We start from the raw sequence: 16402 nt of genomic DNA on the forward strand, positions 1-16402 counted from the left end.
CTGGGGCCGGGCACCTTCTGGGTGTCCGGCCCCAGCCGTTGTCTCGTGGGGTGGATCCGGCCCACGGCTCGGGGTTCCCGGCTCAGTCGCGGGAGGGGGCGGGCCTCGCGTGCGGGACGCGTTCGCCGCCCAGCTCCACCGCCGCGCAGCGCCAGCGGAGGTCGGTGCCCCGTTCCAGGCGGAAGGCCATGGCGCGGACCCGGTCGCCCGCTGCGACGCTCGCGAAGGCTTCGACGACCCCGGTGGCCGGCTGGGCGCCGTGGCAGTGGCGCAGGACCGGCCGGACGCCCTCCGCGCCGAACGGGCTGCTCGGCGCGAGTTCGGCGAGCTGGTCGTACGCCTCGCCGATGGTGTGCCCGAGCATCCAGTGCACCGGGCGCCGGCCGCTGAGCACCGCGAGCAGGCGTTCGGCGAACCACTGGTGCGGGCGGGGATGCCGCGCGGTCCGTTGCCGGATCTGTTGCGGGGGTACGGTGCCTGGCCTCCGCTGGTCGCGTCGTGCGGCGGGCCTGGTCTTGTCCATGCTCATGCTCATCGCCCCCGTGCTGTCAGGTGCCCGATGAATACCGGGCAGTAACTTCTGCTGCGGATCTTCTACGGGGCGGGCGGGCGGCGCCGCAAGCCGGGAAACAGCACCGCTTCGGACGCCCGGAGATCACCTATCCGGGTATCGGGGCCTGTGCCGCAAGGGCGCGGCGGGAGTGACGGGCCGCCGCGGGGTGGACGAACGGGGGCCGCTCAAGGACCCCAACGAGGGACCTCCCACGTATCCTGAGAACGTTTCCGACTACGAAAGCGGCCAGCCATGCGCGTGTACGTCCCCCTGACCCTCTCCGGTCTCGCTGCGGCGCACAGGGCGGGCGAAGTCGGACCCGGGCCGCTGACCGCCTATGCGGTGACGCCCGCACTGCGCGAGTGGTACGTCTCCGACGACATCGAGGAGCTGGAGTACGCGGCGCTCAACCGGGCCGCCTCCGCCTCGCTGCGCATGATCGCCGGGAACCCCGACGAGCCCCGGCGCAGGGTCGTCGTCGCCGTCGACGTACCCGACGGGGCAGCGGTCGCCGACCCCGATCACAGCCTGGACGGGTCCTCGCTCGGCGAGGTGCGGATCGAGGCCGCCGTGGCGCTGGCGAAGGCCGCGGCCGTGCACGTGGACGCCGATGACGCCGAGAAGGACGTGGCGGCCGCCGCGGCGGTGCTGGGGGCCGCGGACCTCGGCGACGACGACGCGCAGTTCACGGTGGACGGCGCCGAGGATCACGAGCTGCTGTGGTTCGGCATCCAGGAGATCCCGAACCTGATCGGCTGACTGTCGGACCCGGCAGGTACGTTCTTCGGCATGGGGACGTCAGGGAATCACCGCACGCATCTGGTCTGGGACTGGAACGGCACGCTGCTCGACGACATCGAGGCAGTCATCGGCGCGACGAACGCCGCCTTCACCGAGGTCGGCCTCGCGCCGATCACGCTGGAGCAGTACCGGGAGATGTACTGCATCCCGATTCCCCGCTTCTACGAGCGGCTGCTGGGGCGGCTGCCCACCGACGCCGAGTGGGAGCGGATGGACGGCATCTTCCATCGCCACTACACCGAGCAGCGGGTCGCCTGCGGGCTCACCCCGGGTGTCGAGGAGCTGCTCTCGCAGTGGCGGCTGGCAGGCCGTAGCCAGTCCCTGCTGAGCATGTACGGACACGAGGAGCTCGTTCCCGTGGTCCGGGGGTACGGCATCGAACGGCACTTCGTGCGGGTCGACGGCCGTACCGGCCCGTCCGGGGGCAGTAAGGCGCTGCACATGGAGCGGCACTTCGCGGCGCTGGACGGGATCTCTCCGGAGCGGTCGGTGATCATCGGCGACGCGGTGGACGACGCGGTGGCCGCGGCGCACGTCGGCGCGCGAGCGGTGCTCTACACCGGGGGGTCGCACAGCAGGGCCAGCCTGGAGGGTGCCGGGGTGCCCGTGGTGGACACCCTGGCCGAGGCGGTTTCGCTCGCCGCGCTCATGGGGGGCTGAGCGGGCGGCGGGAAAGGGCCCGGGCCGCCCGCGGGCCCGGCGCGTCCGCAAGCGCCGGCCGGGCTCGAACCCGGCGGCGCTGGGCGGTCAGGGCAGGGGAGCCGTCGTGCGCAGCACCTTGAGGAACTCGCGCATCCAGGCCGAGTGGTCCGGCCAGGCGCGAGACGAGACGAGTGTGCCGTCCACGATCGCTTCGGCGTCATGGAACTCCGCGCCGGCCGTCCGCATGTCCGGTTCGAGCGCGGGATAAGCGGTGACCCGGCGGCCGGACAGGACGCCGGTGGCCGCGGTGATCAGCGGACCGTGGCAGATCTGGGCGACCGGCCGGTCGGAGTCGAAGAACGCCTGGACGATCTTGCGGAGCTCGGCGTTGTTGCGCAGGTACTCGGGGGCCCGGCCGCCCGGGATCACCAGGGCCGCGTAGGAACCGGGGTCGACGTCCGCGAAGGCGAGGTCGGCGGGCCAGGTGTAGCCGGGCTTCTCGGTGTACGTGTCGAAGCCGGGCTCGAAATCGTGGACCACGAAGCGGAGAGTCTTGCGCTCGGGGGCCGCGATGTCGACCTCGTACCCCTCCTCGCGCAGCCGCTGGTACGGGTAGAGGACTTCGAGCGACTCGGCCGCATCGCCGGTGGTGATCAGGATCTTCGCTGCCATGACAGGACTCCCCGCACGTCGAAGGGTGTCGAAGGCCGGCCCGGAACGCCGGGTTCGAACGCCGGTTGTCGCAGGACAGGTGCCGGAGGGCGGAAGCCGTGCGACCTGGACAGCCTGCCGGTTGTGGCACGGTTCGCCAAGACGACGCGGCGCACTGTCCAAAGTGTCAAAGTTGGGACCCGTCTTTTGTACACATACAGCTCATGACGGTGACGGGGGCAAGGGAGATAGCCTGGTGCCGTGATCAGCGCGATACGCCTCGGGGGCAGCGAAGCCCCCGGCCTGCGCCCGGAGTGCCACAGTGCCCGGGCGATCCGCGCTCTCCGTATCCCGGACCGCCTGCCAGAAATGGCCAATATGGTCCTGGGTATCTCTCATAGCGGCATAGCGTCGACTCCGACCGGATACCCCGTGTCGTGGCGGTACGTCGTCTTTTTCACCTACGTCACGCAACGGCGCGCGACAGGAGCCAGAGGACATGCAGACCAAGCTGGACGAAGCCAAGGCCGAGTTGCTCGCACGGGCCGCCGAGGTAGCTGACAACAGCCCGGGCGGTGGCGTCGGTGGCCCGGGACATACCCCCCGGGTGCACGTCGCCGGGACGGGTGCCGGGACCGGACAGGGAGACCGTCCCAGCGAGAGCACCCTGCTCGCCTATCTCCAGCGCTACTACCTGCACACCGCCCCGGAGGACGTCAGTGGCCGGGACCCGGTCGATGTCTTCGGTGCGGCTTCCTCCCACTACCGGCTCGCCGAGAACCGGCCCCAGGGCACGGCGAGCGTCCGGGTGCACACCCCGACCGTCGAGGAGAACGGCTGGACGTCCAGCCACTCCGTGGTCGAGGTCGTCACGGACGACATGCCGTTCCTGGTCGACTCCGTCACCAACGAGCTGTCCCGGCAGGGGCGTGGCATCCATGTCGTGATCCACCCGCAGATCATCGTCCGCCGCGACGTCACCGGAAAGCTCATCGAGGTCCTCACCGACGTCAACGGCAACGGCCCGGCCCCGAAGGGCCGTAAGAACGCCAAGGGCGCCAAGGACGACAAGGCCGAGCTGCCGCACGACGCGCTCGTCGAGTCCTGGATCCACGTCGAGATCGACCGCGAGACCGACCGCGCCGACCTGAAGCAGATCACCGCCGATCTGCTGCGGGTCCTGTCCGACGTACGGGAGACCGTCGAGGACTGGGAGAAGATGCGCGACGCCGCACTGCGCATCGCCGACGACCTTCCCGGTGAGCCGCTGGACGACCTCGCCGACGAGGAGGTCGACGAGGCCCGCGAGCTGCTGCGCTGGCTCGCCGCCGACCACTTCACCTTCCTCGGCTACCGCGAGTACGAGCTCAAGGACAGCGACGCGCTCACCGCCGTCCCCGGCACCGGCCTCGGCATCCTGCGCGCCGACCCGCAGCACACGGGCGAGGAGGCCCACCCGGTCTCCCCGTCCTTCGACCGGCTGCCGGCCGACGTCCGCGCCAAGGCCCGCGAGCACAAGCTGCTCGTCCTGACGAAGGCCAACAGCCGCGCGACCGTGCACCGCCCCAGCTACCTCGACTACGTCGGAGTGAAGAAGTTCGACACCGACGGCAACGTCATCGGCGAGCGCCGCTTCCTCGGCCTGTTCTCCTCCGCCGCCTACACCGAGTCCGTGCGCCGGGTGCCCGTCGTCCGCCGCAAGGTCGCCGAGGTGCTCGAAGGCGCGGGCTTCTCGTACAACAGCCACGACGGCCGCGACCTGCTCCAGATCCTGGAGACGTACCCGCGCGACGAGCTGTTCCAGACGCCGCCCGACCAGCTGCGCTCCATCGTCACCTCCGTGCTCTACCTCCAGGAGCGCCGCCGGCTGCGGCTGTACCTGCGCCAGGACGAGTACGGGCGCTACTACTCCGCGATCGTCTACCTGCCGCGCGACCGCTACACCACCGGCGTGCGCCTGCGGCTCATCGACATCCTCAAGGAGGAACTGGGCGGCACCAACGTCGACTTCACCGCCTGGAACACCGAGTCGATCCTCTCCCGGCTGCACTTCGTCATCCGGGTCCCGCCGGGCACCGAGCTGCCGCACCTCACCGACGCCGACACCGACCGCATCGAGGCACGGCTCGTCGAGGCCGCCCGCTCCTGGGCCGACGGTTTCCAGGACGCGCTGAACGCCGAGTGCGGCGAGGAGCGTGCCGCCGAGCTGCTGCGCCGCTACGGGCACTCCTTCCCCGAGGGCTACAAGGCCGACCACTCGCCGCGCGCGGCCGTCGCGGACCTGGTGCACCTCGAAGCGCTCCAGCGCGGGGAGAAGGAATTCGCGCTCAGCCTGTACGAGCCCGTCGGCGCCGTCTCCCGCGAGCGCCGCTTCAAGATCTACCGGACCGGCGAGCAGGTCTCCCTCTCGGCCGTCCTCCCGGTGCTCCAGCGGCTCGGCGTCGAGGTCGTCGACGAGCGTCCGTACGAGCTGCGCTGCGCGGACCGTACGAGCGCCTGGATCTACGACTTCGGGCTGCGCCTGCCGCAGACCGACGGCGGCGGCGACTACCTCGCCGACGACGCCCGGGACCGTTTCCAGGAAGCCTTCTCGGCCTCCTGGACGGGTGAGGCCGAGAACGACGGCTTCAACGCGCTGGTGCTGCGCGCCGGTCTCAACTGGCGTCAGGCCATGGTGCTGCGCGCCTACGCGAAGTACCTGCGCCAGGCGGGTTCGACCTTCAGCCAGGACTACATGGAGGACACCCTCCACAACAACGTCCACACCACCCGGCTGCTGGTCTCGCTCTTCGAGGCGCGGATGTCGCCCGAGCGGCAGCGGGCCGGCACGGAGCTGACCGACGGGCTCCTGGAGGAGCTCGACGGTGCGCTCGACCAGGTCGCCTCGCTCGACGAGGACCGCATCCTGCGGTCCTTCCTCACCGTCATCAAGGCCACGCTGCGCACCAACTTCTTCCAGAAGGCGGAGAACGGCAAGCCGCACGGCTATGTGTCGATGAAGTTCGACCCGCAGGCCATTCCGGATCTTCCCGCGCCGCGCCCGGCGTTCGAGATCTGGGTGTACTCGCCGCGCGTCGAGGGCGTCCACCTGCGCTTCGGCAAGGTCGCCCGCGGTGGTCTGCGCTGGTCGGACCGGCGTGAGGACTTCCGTACGGAGATCCTCGGCCTGGTCAAGGCGCAGATGGTGAAGAACACCGTCATCGTGCCGGTCGGCGCCAAGGGCGGCTTCGTCGCCAAGCAGCTCCCGGACCCGGCCGTCGACCGCGACGCCTGGCTGGCCGAGGGCATCGCCTCGTACAAGATGTTCATCTCGGCGCTGCTCGACATCACCGACAACATGGTGGCCGGCGAAGTCGTGCCGCCCGCCGACGTCGTCCGCCACGACGAGGACGACACCTACCTCGTCGTCGCCGCGGACAAGGGCACGGCGAGCTTCTCCGACATCGCGAACGAGGTCGCCGTCGCGTACGGCTTCTGGCTCGGTGACGCCTTCGCCTCCGGCGGCTCCGCCGGTTACGACCACAAGGGCATGGGCATCACCGCCCGCGGCGCCTGGGAGTCCGTCAAGCGGCACTTCCGCGAGCTCGGTCACGACACCCAGACGCAGGACTTCACCGTCGTCGGCGTCGGCGACATGTCCGGTGACGTGTTCGGCAACGGCATGCTGCTCTCCGAGCACATCCGGCTGGTCGCGGCCTTCGACCACCGGCACATCTTCATCGACCCGAAGCCGGACGCCGCCGCCTCGTACGCCGAGCGGCGCCGCCTCTTCGACCTGCCGCGCAGCTCCTGGGCCGACTACAACAAGGAACTGCTCTCCACGGGCGGCGGCATCCACCCCCGCAGCGCCAAGTCGATCCCGATCAACGCGCACGTCCGTGAGGCGCTCGGCATCGAGTCGGGGGTCACGAAGATGACGCCCGCCGAGCTGATGCAGAACATCCTCAAGGCCGATGTCGACCTCCTGTGGAACGGGGGCATCGGTACGTACATCAAGTCGTCCCACGAGTCGAACGCGGACGTCGGCGACAAGGCCAACGACGCGATCCGGGTCAACGGCGAGGACCTGCGGGCCAAGGTCGTCGGCGAGGGCGGCAACCTCGGCGCGACCCAGCTCGGCCGGATCGAGTTCGCCCGCAACGGCGGCCGGATCAACACCGACGCGATCGACAACAGCGCCGGTGTGGACACCTCCGACCACGAGGTGAACATCAAGATCCTGCTCAACGGGCTCGTCCGCGACGGGGACATGACCGTCAAGCAGCGCAACAAGCTGCTCGCCGAGATGACCGACGAGGTCGGCCGGCTGGTGCTGCGCAACAACTACGCGCAGAACACCGCGCTCGCCAACGCCTGCGCCCAGGCGCCGTCCCTGCTCCACGCCCACCAGCGCTTCATGCGCCGGCTGGGCCGCGACGGGGCCCTGGACCGGGCGCTGGAGTTCCTGCCCAACGACCGGCAGATCCGCGAACTGCTGAACTCCGGCAAGGGGCTCAGCCAGCCCGAGCTGGCGGTGCTGCTCGCGTACACCAAGATCACGGCCGCCGACGAGCTGATCTCCACCAGCCTGCCGGACGACCCGCATCTGCAGAAGCTGGTGCACGCCTACTTCCCCCAGCAGCTGCGGGAGCGCTTCCCGGAGGCCGTCGACGGGCACGCGCTGCGCCGCGAGATCATCACGACCGTGCTGGTCAACGACACCGTGAACACCGGTGGTTCGACCTTCCTGCACCGGCTGCGGGAAGAGACCGGAGCCTCGATCGAGGAGATCGTGCGGGCGCAGGCCGCGGCCCGCGAGATCTTCGGCCTGGCCCAGGTGTGGGACGCCGTCGAGGCGCTCGACAACCAGGTCGACGCGGATGTCCTCACCCGCGTCCGGCTGCACTCGCGCCGTCTCGTCGAGCGCGGTTCGCGCTGGCTGCTGGGCAACCGGCCGCAGCCCGTCCAGATCGCCGAGACGATCGAGTTCTTCCGGGACGGGGTGGAGCAGGTCTGGGGCCAGCTGCCCAAGATGCTCATGGGTGCGGACCAGGAGTGGTACCAGTCGATCCGGGACGAGCTCACCGCGGTGGGTGTCCCGGACGAGCTGGCGACGCGGGTCGCCGGATTCTCCTCCGCCTTCCCGGCGCTGGACATCGTGGCGATCGCGGAGCGCACCGGCAAGGACCCGCTGGCCGTCGCCGAGGTCTACTACGACCTCGCCGACCGGCTGCGGATCACTCAGCTGATGGACCGGATCATCGAGCTGCCGCGGGCCGACCGCTGGCAGTCCATGGCCCGCGCCTCCATCCGCGAGGACCTGTACGCGGCGCATGCCGCGCTCACCGCGGACGTACTGGCCGTGGGCAACGGGTCGTCGGCGCCGGAGGAGCGCTTCAAGGCGTGGGAGGAGAAGAACGCGGCGATTCTGGCGCGGTCGCGTTCCACGCTGGACGAGATCCAGAGCTCGGACGCGTTCGATCTGGCGAATCTGTCGGTGGCCATGCGGACGATGCGGACGTTGTTGCGGATGCACGTGTAGTCGGTGGCGGTGGTGGACGCCCTGGTCCACCTTTGTCCTCAATCGCCGGACGGGCTTGGTTTTGCCGTCCGGCGGTTGGGGGTGCGGGTTACTGCTCGTCCTCAAGCGCCGGACGGGCTGGAGTTGGCCGGGCGGGCTGGTTTTGCCGTCCGGCGGTTGGGGGTGTGGGTTACTGCTCGTCCTCAAGCGCCGGACGGGCTGGAGTTGGCCGGGCGGGCTGGCGTTGGCCGGGAGCGGTGGGCTGGGGTCAGCGCTTCTTCGGGGGCTTGGTGAACTGTTCGTAGGCGGCCACCACCTCCTTGGCGGGGCCGTCCATGCGGAGCGTGCCCGACTCCAGCCACAGCGCCCGGTCACAGGTTTCGGTGATCGACTTGTTGCTGTGGCTGACCAGGAAGACGGTGCCCGCCTCCTGGCGCAGCTCCTTGATCCGGTCCTTGCTGCGCCGCTGGAATCTGGCGTCCCCCGTGGACAGCGCCTCGTCGATGAGCAGCACGTCGTGGCTCTTCGCCGCGGCGATGGAGAAGCGCAGTCTGGCTCCCATGCCGGAGGAGTACGTCCGCATCGGCAGCGTGATGAAGTCGCCCTTCTCGTTGATGCCGGAGAAGTCGACGATGTCCTGGTAGCGCTCGCGGATCTGCCGGCGCGTCATGCCCATCGCCAGTCCACCCAGGACGACGTTGCGCTCGCCGGTCAGATCGCTCATCAGCGCGGCGTTCACCCCGAGCAGCGAGGGCTGTCCCTGGGTGTGGACCCGGCCGCGTGTAGGTGGCAGCAGGCCCGCGACGGCCTTGAGGAGCGTCGACTTCCCGGAGCCGTTGGAGCCGATCAGGCCGATGGCCTCGCCCCTGTACGCGGCGAAGCTGACGCCCTTCACGGCGTGCACCTCCCGCGCTCCCGGGCTCTTGCCGCGCGAGACGAGCCGGCTCAGTGCCGAGGTGGCGCTGCCCTTGCCGGTACGGGCGCCGTGCACGGTGTACGTGATGTGGACGTCGTCCACGACGACGGTGGGAACTCGCATGTCAGGGGTCTCAGCCACGTCCGTACCGCTCCTCGGCCTTCCAGAAGTACACGAAGCCGCCGACCGCGCAGACGAGCGCCCAGCCCGTCGCGATGGCCCACACGTGGTCGGGCAGCTGCTCACCGGTGAAGCTGTCGATGAGGGCGAACCGCATCAGGTCGATGTAGACGGCGGCCGGATTGCAGTCCAGGGCCACCACGACCGCGTGCGGCACCCGGCCGCCCGACAGGTGCGCGTCCAGACTCCACATCACGCCCGACGCGTACATCCACGTGCGCAGGACGAACGGCATGAGCTGGGCGATGTCCGGGGTCTGGGCGGCGAGCCGCGCCACGGCCATCGAGACACCCGTGTTGAACAGGGCCTGGAGGGTCAGGGCGGGGATGGCCAGGAGCCAGGACGGCTGGGGGAGCTGCCCGAACGCGAGCAGGATGAGAAGGAGGACCACCAGCGAGTACAGGAGCTGCTGGAGCTGCTGGAGGGCGAGCGCGATCGGCAGCGAGGCCCTGGGGAAGTGCAGGGCCCGTACGAGCCCGGTGTTGCCGCTGATCGCCCGGGTGCCCGCGGTGATCGTGCTGCTGGTGAAGGTCCAGATGAAGACGCCGGTGACCAGGAACGGCACGAAGTCGGCGACTCCGTTCCTGGTGTTCATCAGGACGCCGAAGATGAAGTAGTAGACCGTCGCGTTGAGCAGCGGCGTCATGATCTGCCAGATCTGGCCGAGCTTCGCCTGGCTGTACTGCGCACTGAGCTTGGCGCCGGCGAACGCCGTGATGAAGTGCCTGCGCCCCCACAGCTGCCCGATGTACGACGTCAGCGAGGGCCGGGCCCCGCTGACGGTCAGTCCGTGCCGGGCCGCGAGCGCGGCCAGCTCGCCCGGTGCGTGGACCGGGAGGGGAGTGGGTGCGGCTGATTCCACGGGCGCCGGAGGCGCTGCTGTCTGGCTCACCACGATCGCTTTCGATGGGGGCTGTGACGGGCTGGCGACGGGACGGAACCGTATCGTCGCAACGCTGAGGGTAGGACGGTTCCACGTCGCAACGCAACCGTTTCGTCGTTACGGACTATCATTCCGCCCATGGCCACCGACCCAGGAACCCGACGCCGCACCCCGGCGGGCGCAGCCGTGCTGCGCGAGGACGTGACCGACGCGATCCGTGCCGCCGTCTTCGAGGAACTGGCCTCGGTGGGATTCGCCCGGATGTCGATCGAGGGCATCGCCCGGCGCGCGGGCGTCGGCAAGACGGCGGTCTACCGCCGCTGGAAGTCCAAGCTCTCGCTCGTCCTCGATCTGGTCTCGGCGGTCGCCTCGCAGGGCCTGCCCGCACCGGCCACCGGTTCGCTGTACGGGGACGTCCGCGCCGTGCTCGAACTGGCCGCGTACGCCCTGCGCCATCCGGTCGCCTCGCAGGTCATCCCCGACCTGCTGGTCGAGGCGGCACGCAACCCGGAGATCTCCGACGCGATCAAGGCCGCCCTGCTCGACCAGCAGCAGGGCGTGGCCGCTGTCGTCGTGCGCGAGGCCGTGGCCCGGGGCGAGCTGCCCGAGGGCAGCGACCCGGACCGGGCCCTGGACCTGATCGTCGGTCCGCTGTACTGGCGGCTGGCCGTGGTCCGCGGGGATCTGCCCAAGGGCTACCTGGACGACCTCGCGGCGTCGGCGGTCGCCGCGCTCCGGCAGAACTGAACCCCGGCCGGAGGCGTCACACCCCGTCCGCCAGCAGCCGGTCCGCGACCCGGCCCGCCGCAGCCCCGTCGTCCAGGTCGCAGTAGTCCCTGCGGAAGCTCTCGTACGCGTCCGCGTGCCGTGCCGCCAGCACGCCCGTGGTGCGCAGCGCCTGCGCCACCTCGTCCGTGGTGACGAGCAGCGGGCCCGGCGCCCTGGTCTCGAAGTCCAGGCAGAAGCCGCGCACGGTGTCCCGGTAGTGCTCCAGGTCGTAGGTGTGGAAGAGCATCGGGCGGCCGGTGTGCGCGTAGTCGAACACCAGGCCCGCGTAGTCCGTGACCAGCACATCGGCGACCAGGAGCAGCTCGGCGGTGTCCGGGTGCCCGGACACGTCGAGCACGCCCGGACCGGCCGGCACGCTGCCCGTCACCCGTGGATGCCTGCGCACCAGCACCGTGTGGTCCGCGCCGAGCGACCGCGCCAGGGCGGCCGTGTCGAGCGCCGGGTCCCAGCGGTACGGGCCCGGACGGTGGCAGGACGAAGCCGTCCGGTCGTGGGCCAGGTGGTCGCGGTACGTCGGTGCGTAGAGCACGACCCGGTGGCCCTCCGGGATGCCCGTCCGGCGCCTGACCCGCTCGGCCGTCTTCTCCCGGTCGGGCGCGAACAGCAGGTCGGCGGCGGGCGAGCCCGCCTCCAGCACCTCGCCTTCGTACGCCAGCGAGCGGCGCAGATGCGGGGTGGCGAACCGGCTCGGGGAGACGAGCACCGACCACTGGGCCGAGCGGCGCGCCAGGGAGGCGAGGACGTGGTGGTCGGCGTAGAGGCTGCCTTCCAGGTCCGTGCCGAAGCGGCCGAGCGGGGTGCCGTGCCAGGTCTGTACGACCGTCTGGCCGGGGCGGCGCTCGAACCACTCGGGCAGCTGGTCGTCGGTCACGACGCGGCGGGCCCGTGCCAGCGCCTCGTACCAGGCGGCGCTGTACTCGACTACGGCTACCGCCGTGTCCGGGACGTGCGCCGCCCGCCCCGCGCGTCCCGCGGTGACCCAGAGGTGCTCGACATCGGTGCCGCGCCGCACCAGTTCGGCGTGGACGGCGCGCGGGGAGTCGCCGCCCGTGTAGAGGACGGTGTCGCGCAGCGGGAGGGCGCGCTGCCCCGGGTAGTGGGCGGTGCGCAGCAGGCGCCGGCGGTACGCGCCCCGCTCGGCGACCGGCAGGGCGGGGTCCGCGTGCAGGGTCAGCCGGTCGCCGTGACGTCGTTCGAGGGTCAGCTCGCCCTCGCTGCCCGGGCGGGGGAGCGGAAGGCGGCCGGTGAGCGCGGCCGTGACCCGTAGGGGGAATCCGCCCAGGCGCAGGTCCCAGCAGCCTTCCTGGAGTGCGGCGGCGACGAGTCCGGGGGGAACGGACGCGGTGAAACGGTCGTCCTGTCGCGTCACCGTGACGGTCGCCGTCTCGCGCAGGGCCTCGTGGCGCAGGACGAGTTCGGCGCCCGTGCCCGTTCCCTCGATGCGCAGTCCGCCGTCGGCCGTCCACCATGCCCCGTCCGCGACCGGCTGTCCGCTCACGTCCACCACCAGTTCGCCCGCCGGGCAGGCGGTGGCGGGCAGCGGCAGGCCGGGCGCGGCGGCGAGCGGGGCCCGGCTGCCGTCGGCGAACAGCAGCAGGGCGCGCCACCGGGCACCGCCCTCCGGTTCCACTTCGCGGGGAGCCCGGTGGGGCGGCGGGGGCACGGCGGCGAGTTCCGTGAGCGGAATCCGTACGGCGAAACGCCCGTCGTCCCCGCACTCCACTGCGCAGGTCCGTTCCTCCTCGGTGCCGTCCAGGGTGAGCAGCAGTGCCTCCGGGCGCGCGCCGTCGTACAGCTGCCCCGTCAGCCGCAGGGTTCCGCTTCCGCCGTCGTGCGCCTGGGCGAGAGCGGGAAGCCGCGAGACGGCCAGTTCGAGCCGGCCGTCCCGGTAGCCGAGCACCGCCCGCCGCCCGGCACCCAGATCGCGGACGAGGGGCTGGGCGGATGCGGCGTCCAAGGCCCGTACGGCGGCACGCCGCGCCACGCCATGGCTGGACACCACCATCCCCACCAGCCAGCGGCCGGGGCGCAGGGTGCGCGGGTCGATGACCATCTCGAAGCCCGCCCGGTCGTAACTGTGCATTTCCTGGCCGGAGTTCACGGTCGCGCTCGGCGCCGCGACGGACCGCACGGGCACCGTCCGCAGCTGCCTGCCCTCCGCCGACCGCAGCACGCCCCACTTCAGCGCGTGGAGGGCCGTGTCCGCAGGCAGGTTGCGGATGTACGCGTACCCGCGCAGCCCGAGCCGTCCGTCCGCTCCCCATACGGAAGCCGACAGCCGCGCCACCGCCGGAAGATCGGACCGGCCGAGCCGTGCGTCGCCGTGGGTGACGCCCGGATGGGCGGCCCGGCGCCGGCCGGGCAGGCCCTCGACGATGAACGTGCCTGCCCCGTTGGCGCGTTCGAAGGCGAGCACGGCCAGCAGATCGTCGAGCCTGCGCTCGCGCACCAGCCGCCACTTGACCCGCAGCTCCACCGGAAGCCCGTCGAGGGCCGAACTGCCCGCACGGTCCAGGAAGGCGCCCGCGTCGGCCATGAACGCCGTGCGGTAGGCGGCGCTCCCGAGCGTCATCCCCTCCAGGAAGTACAGGAAGTCGTCGCGCAGGCACGACACGTCGTAGCGCCGCCGCTGCGCCACGTCCCGGCCCGCGAGGAACGCGCTGACCTGCTCACACGCGGCGATCCTGTCCCGTACGCCCGTCACGTCCGTACGCCGCCGGGTGATCGAGCCCTCCCGCACCCGCCAGTGGTAGACGTGCTCGTGGAGCACATCGACCGAGCCGGCGAGGTAGTGCGCCGGGATCATCACCGGGGTGTCCTCGTAGAGCTTTCCCTCGGGGAAGGCGAAGGCATGGCGGTCCCAGAAGGAGCGCCGGAACACCTTGTTCCAGGCGACCCGGTCCGCGAGGAGGCGGGGGTCTCGGGTGATGTGGGTCCGCGAGCGGGTGGCCGTCAGCCACCGGTACTGCCATGCCTGCTGCCTGCCCCGCTCGGTCAGCCGCCAGACGTTGCCGGTCACCAGGTCCGAACCGGTGGACTCCAGGGACCCCAGCATCCGTTCGTACGCGTCGAGGACGAGGACGTCGTCGCTGTCGGCGAACGCCAGGTACGGGACACCGGGAGTGGTGTGGCGCACCCCCGTGTTACGGGCCGCGCTCAGCCCGGCGTTGGGCTGGTGGACACACCGGAAACGGCTGTCCCGCGCGGCGAACTCCTCCGCGATCCGACGGCTGCCGTCGGTCGAACCGTCATCGACGAGCACCACCTCGATCGCTTCGAGGGTCTGCCCGGCGAGGGACCGCAGGCACTCCTCCAGCCACTCCTCGACGTTGTGGACGGGGACGACGACGCTGAGGAGAGGCTTCATGGTCATGCTCAACCGGGGCGGGCGCCCCGAGTCACCGGCACTGACCCGAACGGGTGAAAGGAAGGGCCGGATCGCGTACCGGCCCGATTACGCTCGGCTGCCATGCTGCTCAGTGTGGTCATGGCCGTCCCCCGCGGGCAGGGATATCTGCGCGCCGCCGCCGACTCCGTGCTCGGCCAGCCCGTACGGGAGTTGGAACTGGTCCTGATCGACCCGGGAGCGTCGGACGCCTTCGCCTCCATCGCGGCCGAGTACCTGGAGCGCGACACCCGGGTGAGGGTGCGGGCCCCCGCGGGACGCCTCACGGTGGGCGGCGCCCGCAACGCCGGGGCCGACGAGGCGCGCGGCGACTACCTCCTCTTCCTCGACGGCGACGACCTGCTGCTTCCCGGTGTGCTGGACCGGGTCGCCGCCCTGCTGGCGGAGGACCGCCCGGACGTGCTGCGCTGGGGCCACGAACGCGTCGACCGCTGGGGCGAGGTCCTGCCGGGCGCCCCCGACGCCGTCCCCGCCGCACGCAACCAGCTCTTCCGGCGCTCCTTCTGGACCACCCACGGGCTGCGCTTCACCGACGGCCCGTACGAGGACGTCGTCCCGGTCCAGCGCGCGCACCTGCTGGCAGCCGAGGCGGGGACGCTCGCCGCCCTGGACCAGCTCTGTGTCCGTCACCGTCTCCTCGGTACGGGGGCACGGCGGGGGAGCGGCGCGCTCCTCGACGTGTACGGACAGCTGCTCGCCGAGTCCGGCGACGGCCCACGGATCAGGGTCGCGCGCACGGCCCACCTGCGCGCCCTGCTCGACGAGCCCGAGGGCGCCCCCGACGCCGTCCCCGCCCGCGACCGCGCCGCTCTCTTCCGTGCCGCCGGACTCCCCGGCCCCTACGCCGCCCACCGTGCGCGGACCGCCGCCCGCACCGCCCGCGCCCGCCTTCCCGCCGCCCTGCTCCGGCGGCGGAAGGCGCTCCGCACGCGCGTCCTGCGCACCGCGTACCGCGCCGACCTGCTGCGGCCACTGGACCCCTGCCTCGCGGTGTACGGGGCGTACTGGAACCGGGGGATCGCCTGCAATCCGGCGGCCATCCACGCCAAGGCCCGCGAACTCGCCCCGCACGTCCGAGGCGTCTGGGCCGTCTCCTCGCGCCACCGCGACCGGATGCCGCCCGGTGTCCCGTACGTGATCGAGGGCTCCCGCGCCTACTGGCGGACCATGGCCACCGCCACGTACCTGATCAACAACTCCAGCTTCCCCGGCGGGTTCACCAAGCGCCCCGGTCAGGTCTACCTCCAGACCCACCACGGGACCCCGCTGAAGACCATGGGCCTCGACCAGCGCGCGTACCCCGCCCTCACCAACGGGATCAGCTTCGAGAAGATCGCCGCCCACACCGACCAGTGGGACTACAGCCTCTCCGCCAACCCCCACAGCACCGAGATCTGGGACCGCGTCTACCCGTCCTCGTACGAGCATCTGAACCTCGGATATCCGCGCAACGACGTCTTCTTCACCACCACCGCCGAGCAGACGGCCGCGATCCGCGCCGGACTCGGGATCGCCCCCGGGCAGAAGGCGCTGCTGTACGCGCCGACCCACCGCGACTACCGCAAGGGCTTCCTGCCCAGCCTCGACCCGGAACTCCTCGCGCGTGAACTGGGCCCCGATCACGTGGTGCTGGTGCGCGCCCACTACTTCTACGGACGCACGGCGGGGCTCCCCGACGCGCGGCACGGCCGGGTCGTCGACGTCACCGCCCACCCCTGTGTCGAGGAACTCTGTCTCGCGGCCGACGCGTTGATCACGGACTACTCCTCGCTGATGTTCGACTACGCCTGCCTGGACCGTCCGATCATCAGCTACGCACCAGACTGGGACGCCTACCGCGCCGCGCGCGGGACCTACTTCGACCTGCTCTCCGGCCGGCCCGGGGAGACGCCGGGCGCGATCGCGACCAGCCAGGACGAGTTGCTGGAGGTGCTGCGGAGCGGCGCGTGGGACTCCGGGCGGACGAAGGTGCTGCGCAAGGCGTTCCGGGACCGGTTCTGTCCGTACGACGACGGGCGCGCGGCGGAGCGTGTGGTGCGGCGGCTGTTCCTCGACGGCGGAGCGGGGTGAGCGCGCCACCA

10 protein-coding genes are annotated in these 16402 nt (G+C 71.3%); 5 read left to right on the plus strand and 5 right to left on the minus strand.

The genetic code is table 11. The features are described 5' to 3' along the window. Nucleotides 1-82: 82 nt before the first annotated feature. Complete coding sequence (locus ACFWSK_RS28305) at nucleotides 83-529, minus strand: Rv3235 family protein (RefSeq protein ID WP_383791967.1); 447 nt, start codon at nucleotides 527-529, stop codon at nucleotides 83-85. A 276-nt stretch (nucleotides 530-805) separates the two neighbouring features. On the opposite strand from ACFWSK_RS28305, the gene ACFWSK_RS28310 reads away from it, so the two are divergent. After that, nucleotides 806-1312 (plus strand): DUF6912 family protein, encoded by a 507-nt coding sequence (locus tag ACFWSK_RS28310; RefSeq protein ID WP_383791970.1) that lies wholly within the window; start codon nucleotides 806-808, stop codon nucleotides 1310-1312. A gap of 30 nt (nucleotides 1313-1342) precedes the next feature. After that, nucleotides 1343-2014, plus strand: coding sequence for an HAD family hydrolase (locus ACFWSK_RS28315; protein WP_383791973.1), 672 nt, complete (start codon nucleotides 1343-1345; stop codon nucleotides 2012-2014). 87 nt (nucleotides 2015-2101) lie between these two features. On the opposite strand, the gene ACFWSK_RS28320 is transcribed toward ACFWSK_RS28315, so the two are convergent. Beyond that, nucleotides 2102-2668 carry a DJ-1/PfpI family protein gene (locus ACFWSK_RS28320; protein WP_383791976.1) on the minus strand — a complete coding sequence of 189 codons (567 nt, stop codon included), beginning with the start codon at nucleotides 2666-2668 and terminating at the stop codon, nucleotides 2102-2104. A gap of 478 nt (nucleotides 2669-3146) precedes the next feature. On the opposite strand from ACFWSK_RS28320, the gene ACFWSK_RS28325 reads away from it, so the two are divergent. Next, entirely contained in the window at nucleotides 3147-8168 is a 5022-nt protein-coding gene (locus ACFWSK_RS28325) for an NAD-glutamate dehydrogenase (protein WP_383791979.1), read from the plus strand. A 247-nt stretch (nucleotides 8169-8415) separates the two neighbouring features. Here ACFWSK_RS28325 and ACFWSK_RS28330 read toward each other — a convergent pair whose 3' ends face one another. Together ACFWSK_RS28330 and ACFWSK_RS28335 are read right to left on the minus strand one after the other, a co-directional pair. Next, a complete protein-coding gene (locus ACFWSK_RS28330; RefSeq protein WP_383792030.1) occupies nucleotides 8416-9186 on the minus strand; it encodes an ABC transporter ATP-binding protein in 771 nt (256 codons plus the stop codon). A gap of 10 nt (nucleotides 9187-9196) precedes the next feature. Then, on the minus strand, nucleotides 9197-10138 hold the full coding sequence (locus tag ACFWSK_RS28335) for an ABC transporter permease (RefSeq protein WP_383791982.1): 942 nt from the start codon (nucleotides 10136-10138) through the stop codon (nucleotides 9197-9199). A gap of 126 nt (nucleotides 10139-10264) precedes the next feature. Between ACFWSK_RS28335 and ACFWSK_RS28340 the strand changes: the two genes are divergently transcribed. Next, nucleotides 10265-10873 carry a TetR/AcrR family transcriptional regulator gene (locus ACFWSK_RS28340; RefSeq protein WP_383791985.1) on the plus strand — a complete coding sequence of 203 codons (609 nt, stop codon included), beginning with the start codon at nucleotides 10265-10267 and terminating at the stop codon, nucleotides 10871-10873. Nucleotides 10874-10889: 16 nt separating this feature from the next. Here ACFWSK_RS28340 and ACFWSK_RS28345 read toward each other — a convergent pair whose 3' ends face one another. Beyond that, nucleotides 10890-14282 (minus strand): CDP-glycerol glycerophosphotransferase family protein, encoded by a 3393-nt coding sequence (locus ACFWSK_RS28345; protein ID WP_383791988.1) that lies wholly within the window; start codon nucleotides 14280-14282, stop codon nucleotides 10890-10892. A 102-nt stretch (nucleotides 14283-14384) separates the two neighbouring features. On the opposite strand from ACFWSK_RS28345, the gene ACFWSK_RS28350 reads away from it, so the two are divergent. Beyond that, nucleotides 14385-16391: a CDP-glycerol glycerophosphotransferase family protein gene (locus ACFWSK_RS28350; RefSeq protein WP_383791991.1), complete on the plus strand. Its 2007-nt coding sequence runs from the start codon at nucleotides 14385-14387 to the stop codon at nucleotides 16389-16391. Nucleotides 16392-16402: the final 11 nt, after the last annotated feature.

The sequence above is a fragment of the Streptomyces sp. NPDC058620 genome (genome assembly GCF_042717135.1).
Lineage (GTDB): Bacteria > Actinomycetota > Actinomycetes > Streptomycetales > Streptomycetaceae > Streptomyces.

Bases quoted from the DNA above. Each gene is read 5' to 3' on its own strand.
- ACFWSK_RS28305 (WP_383791967.1), bottom strand. From the start codon at position 529: ATGAGCATGGACAAGACCAGGCCCGCCGCACGACGCGACCAGCGGAGG.
- ACFWSK_RS28310 (WP_383791970.1), top strand. From the start codon at position 806: ATGCGCGTGTACGTCCCCCTGACCCTCTCCGGTCTCGCTGCGGCGCAC.
- ACFWSK_RS28315 (WP_383791973.1), top strand. From the start codon at position 1,343: ATGGGGACGTCAGGGAATCACCGCACGCATCTGGTCTGGGACTGGAAC.
- ACFWSK_RS28320 (WP_383791976.1), bottom strand. From the start codon at position 2,668: ATGGCAGCGAAGATCCTGATCACCACCGGCGATGCGGCCGAGTCGCTC.
- ACFWSK_RS28325 (WP_383791979.1), top strand. From the start codon at position 3,147: ATGCAGACCAAGCTGGACGAAGCCAAGGCCGAGTTGCTCGCACGGGCC.
- ACFWSK_RS28330 (WP_383792030.1), bottom strand. From the start codon at position 9,186: ATGCGAGTTCCCACCGTCGTCGTGGACGACGTCCACATCACGTACACC.
- ACFWSK_RS28340 (WP_383791985.1), top strand. From the start codon at position 10,265: ATGGCCACCGACCCAGGAACCCGACGCCGCACCCCGGCGGGCGCAGCC.
- ACFWSK_RS28345 (WP_383791988.1), bottom strand. From the start codon at position 14,282: ATGAAGCCTCTCCTCAGCGTCGTCGTCCCCGTCCACAACGTCGAGGAG.
- ACFWSK_RS28350 (WP_383791991.1), top strand. From the start codon at position 14,385: ATGCTGCTCAGTGTGGTCATGGCCGTCCCCCGCGGGCAGGGATATCTG.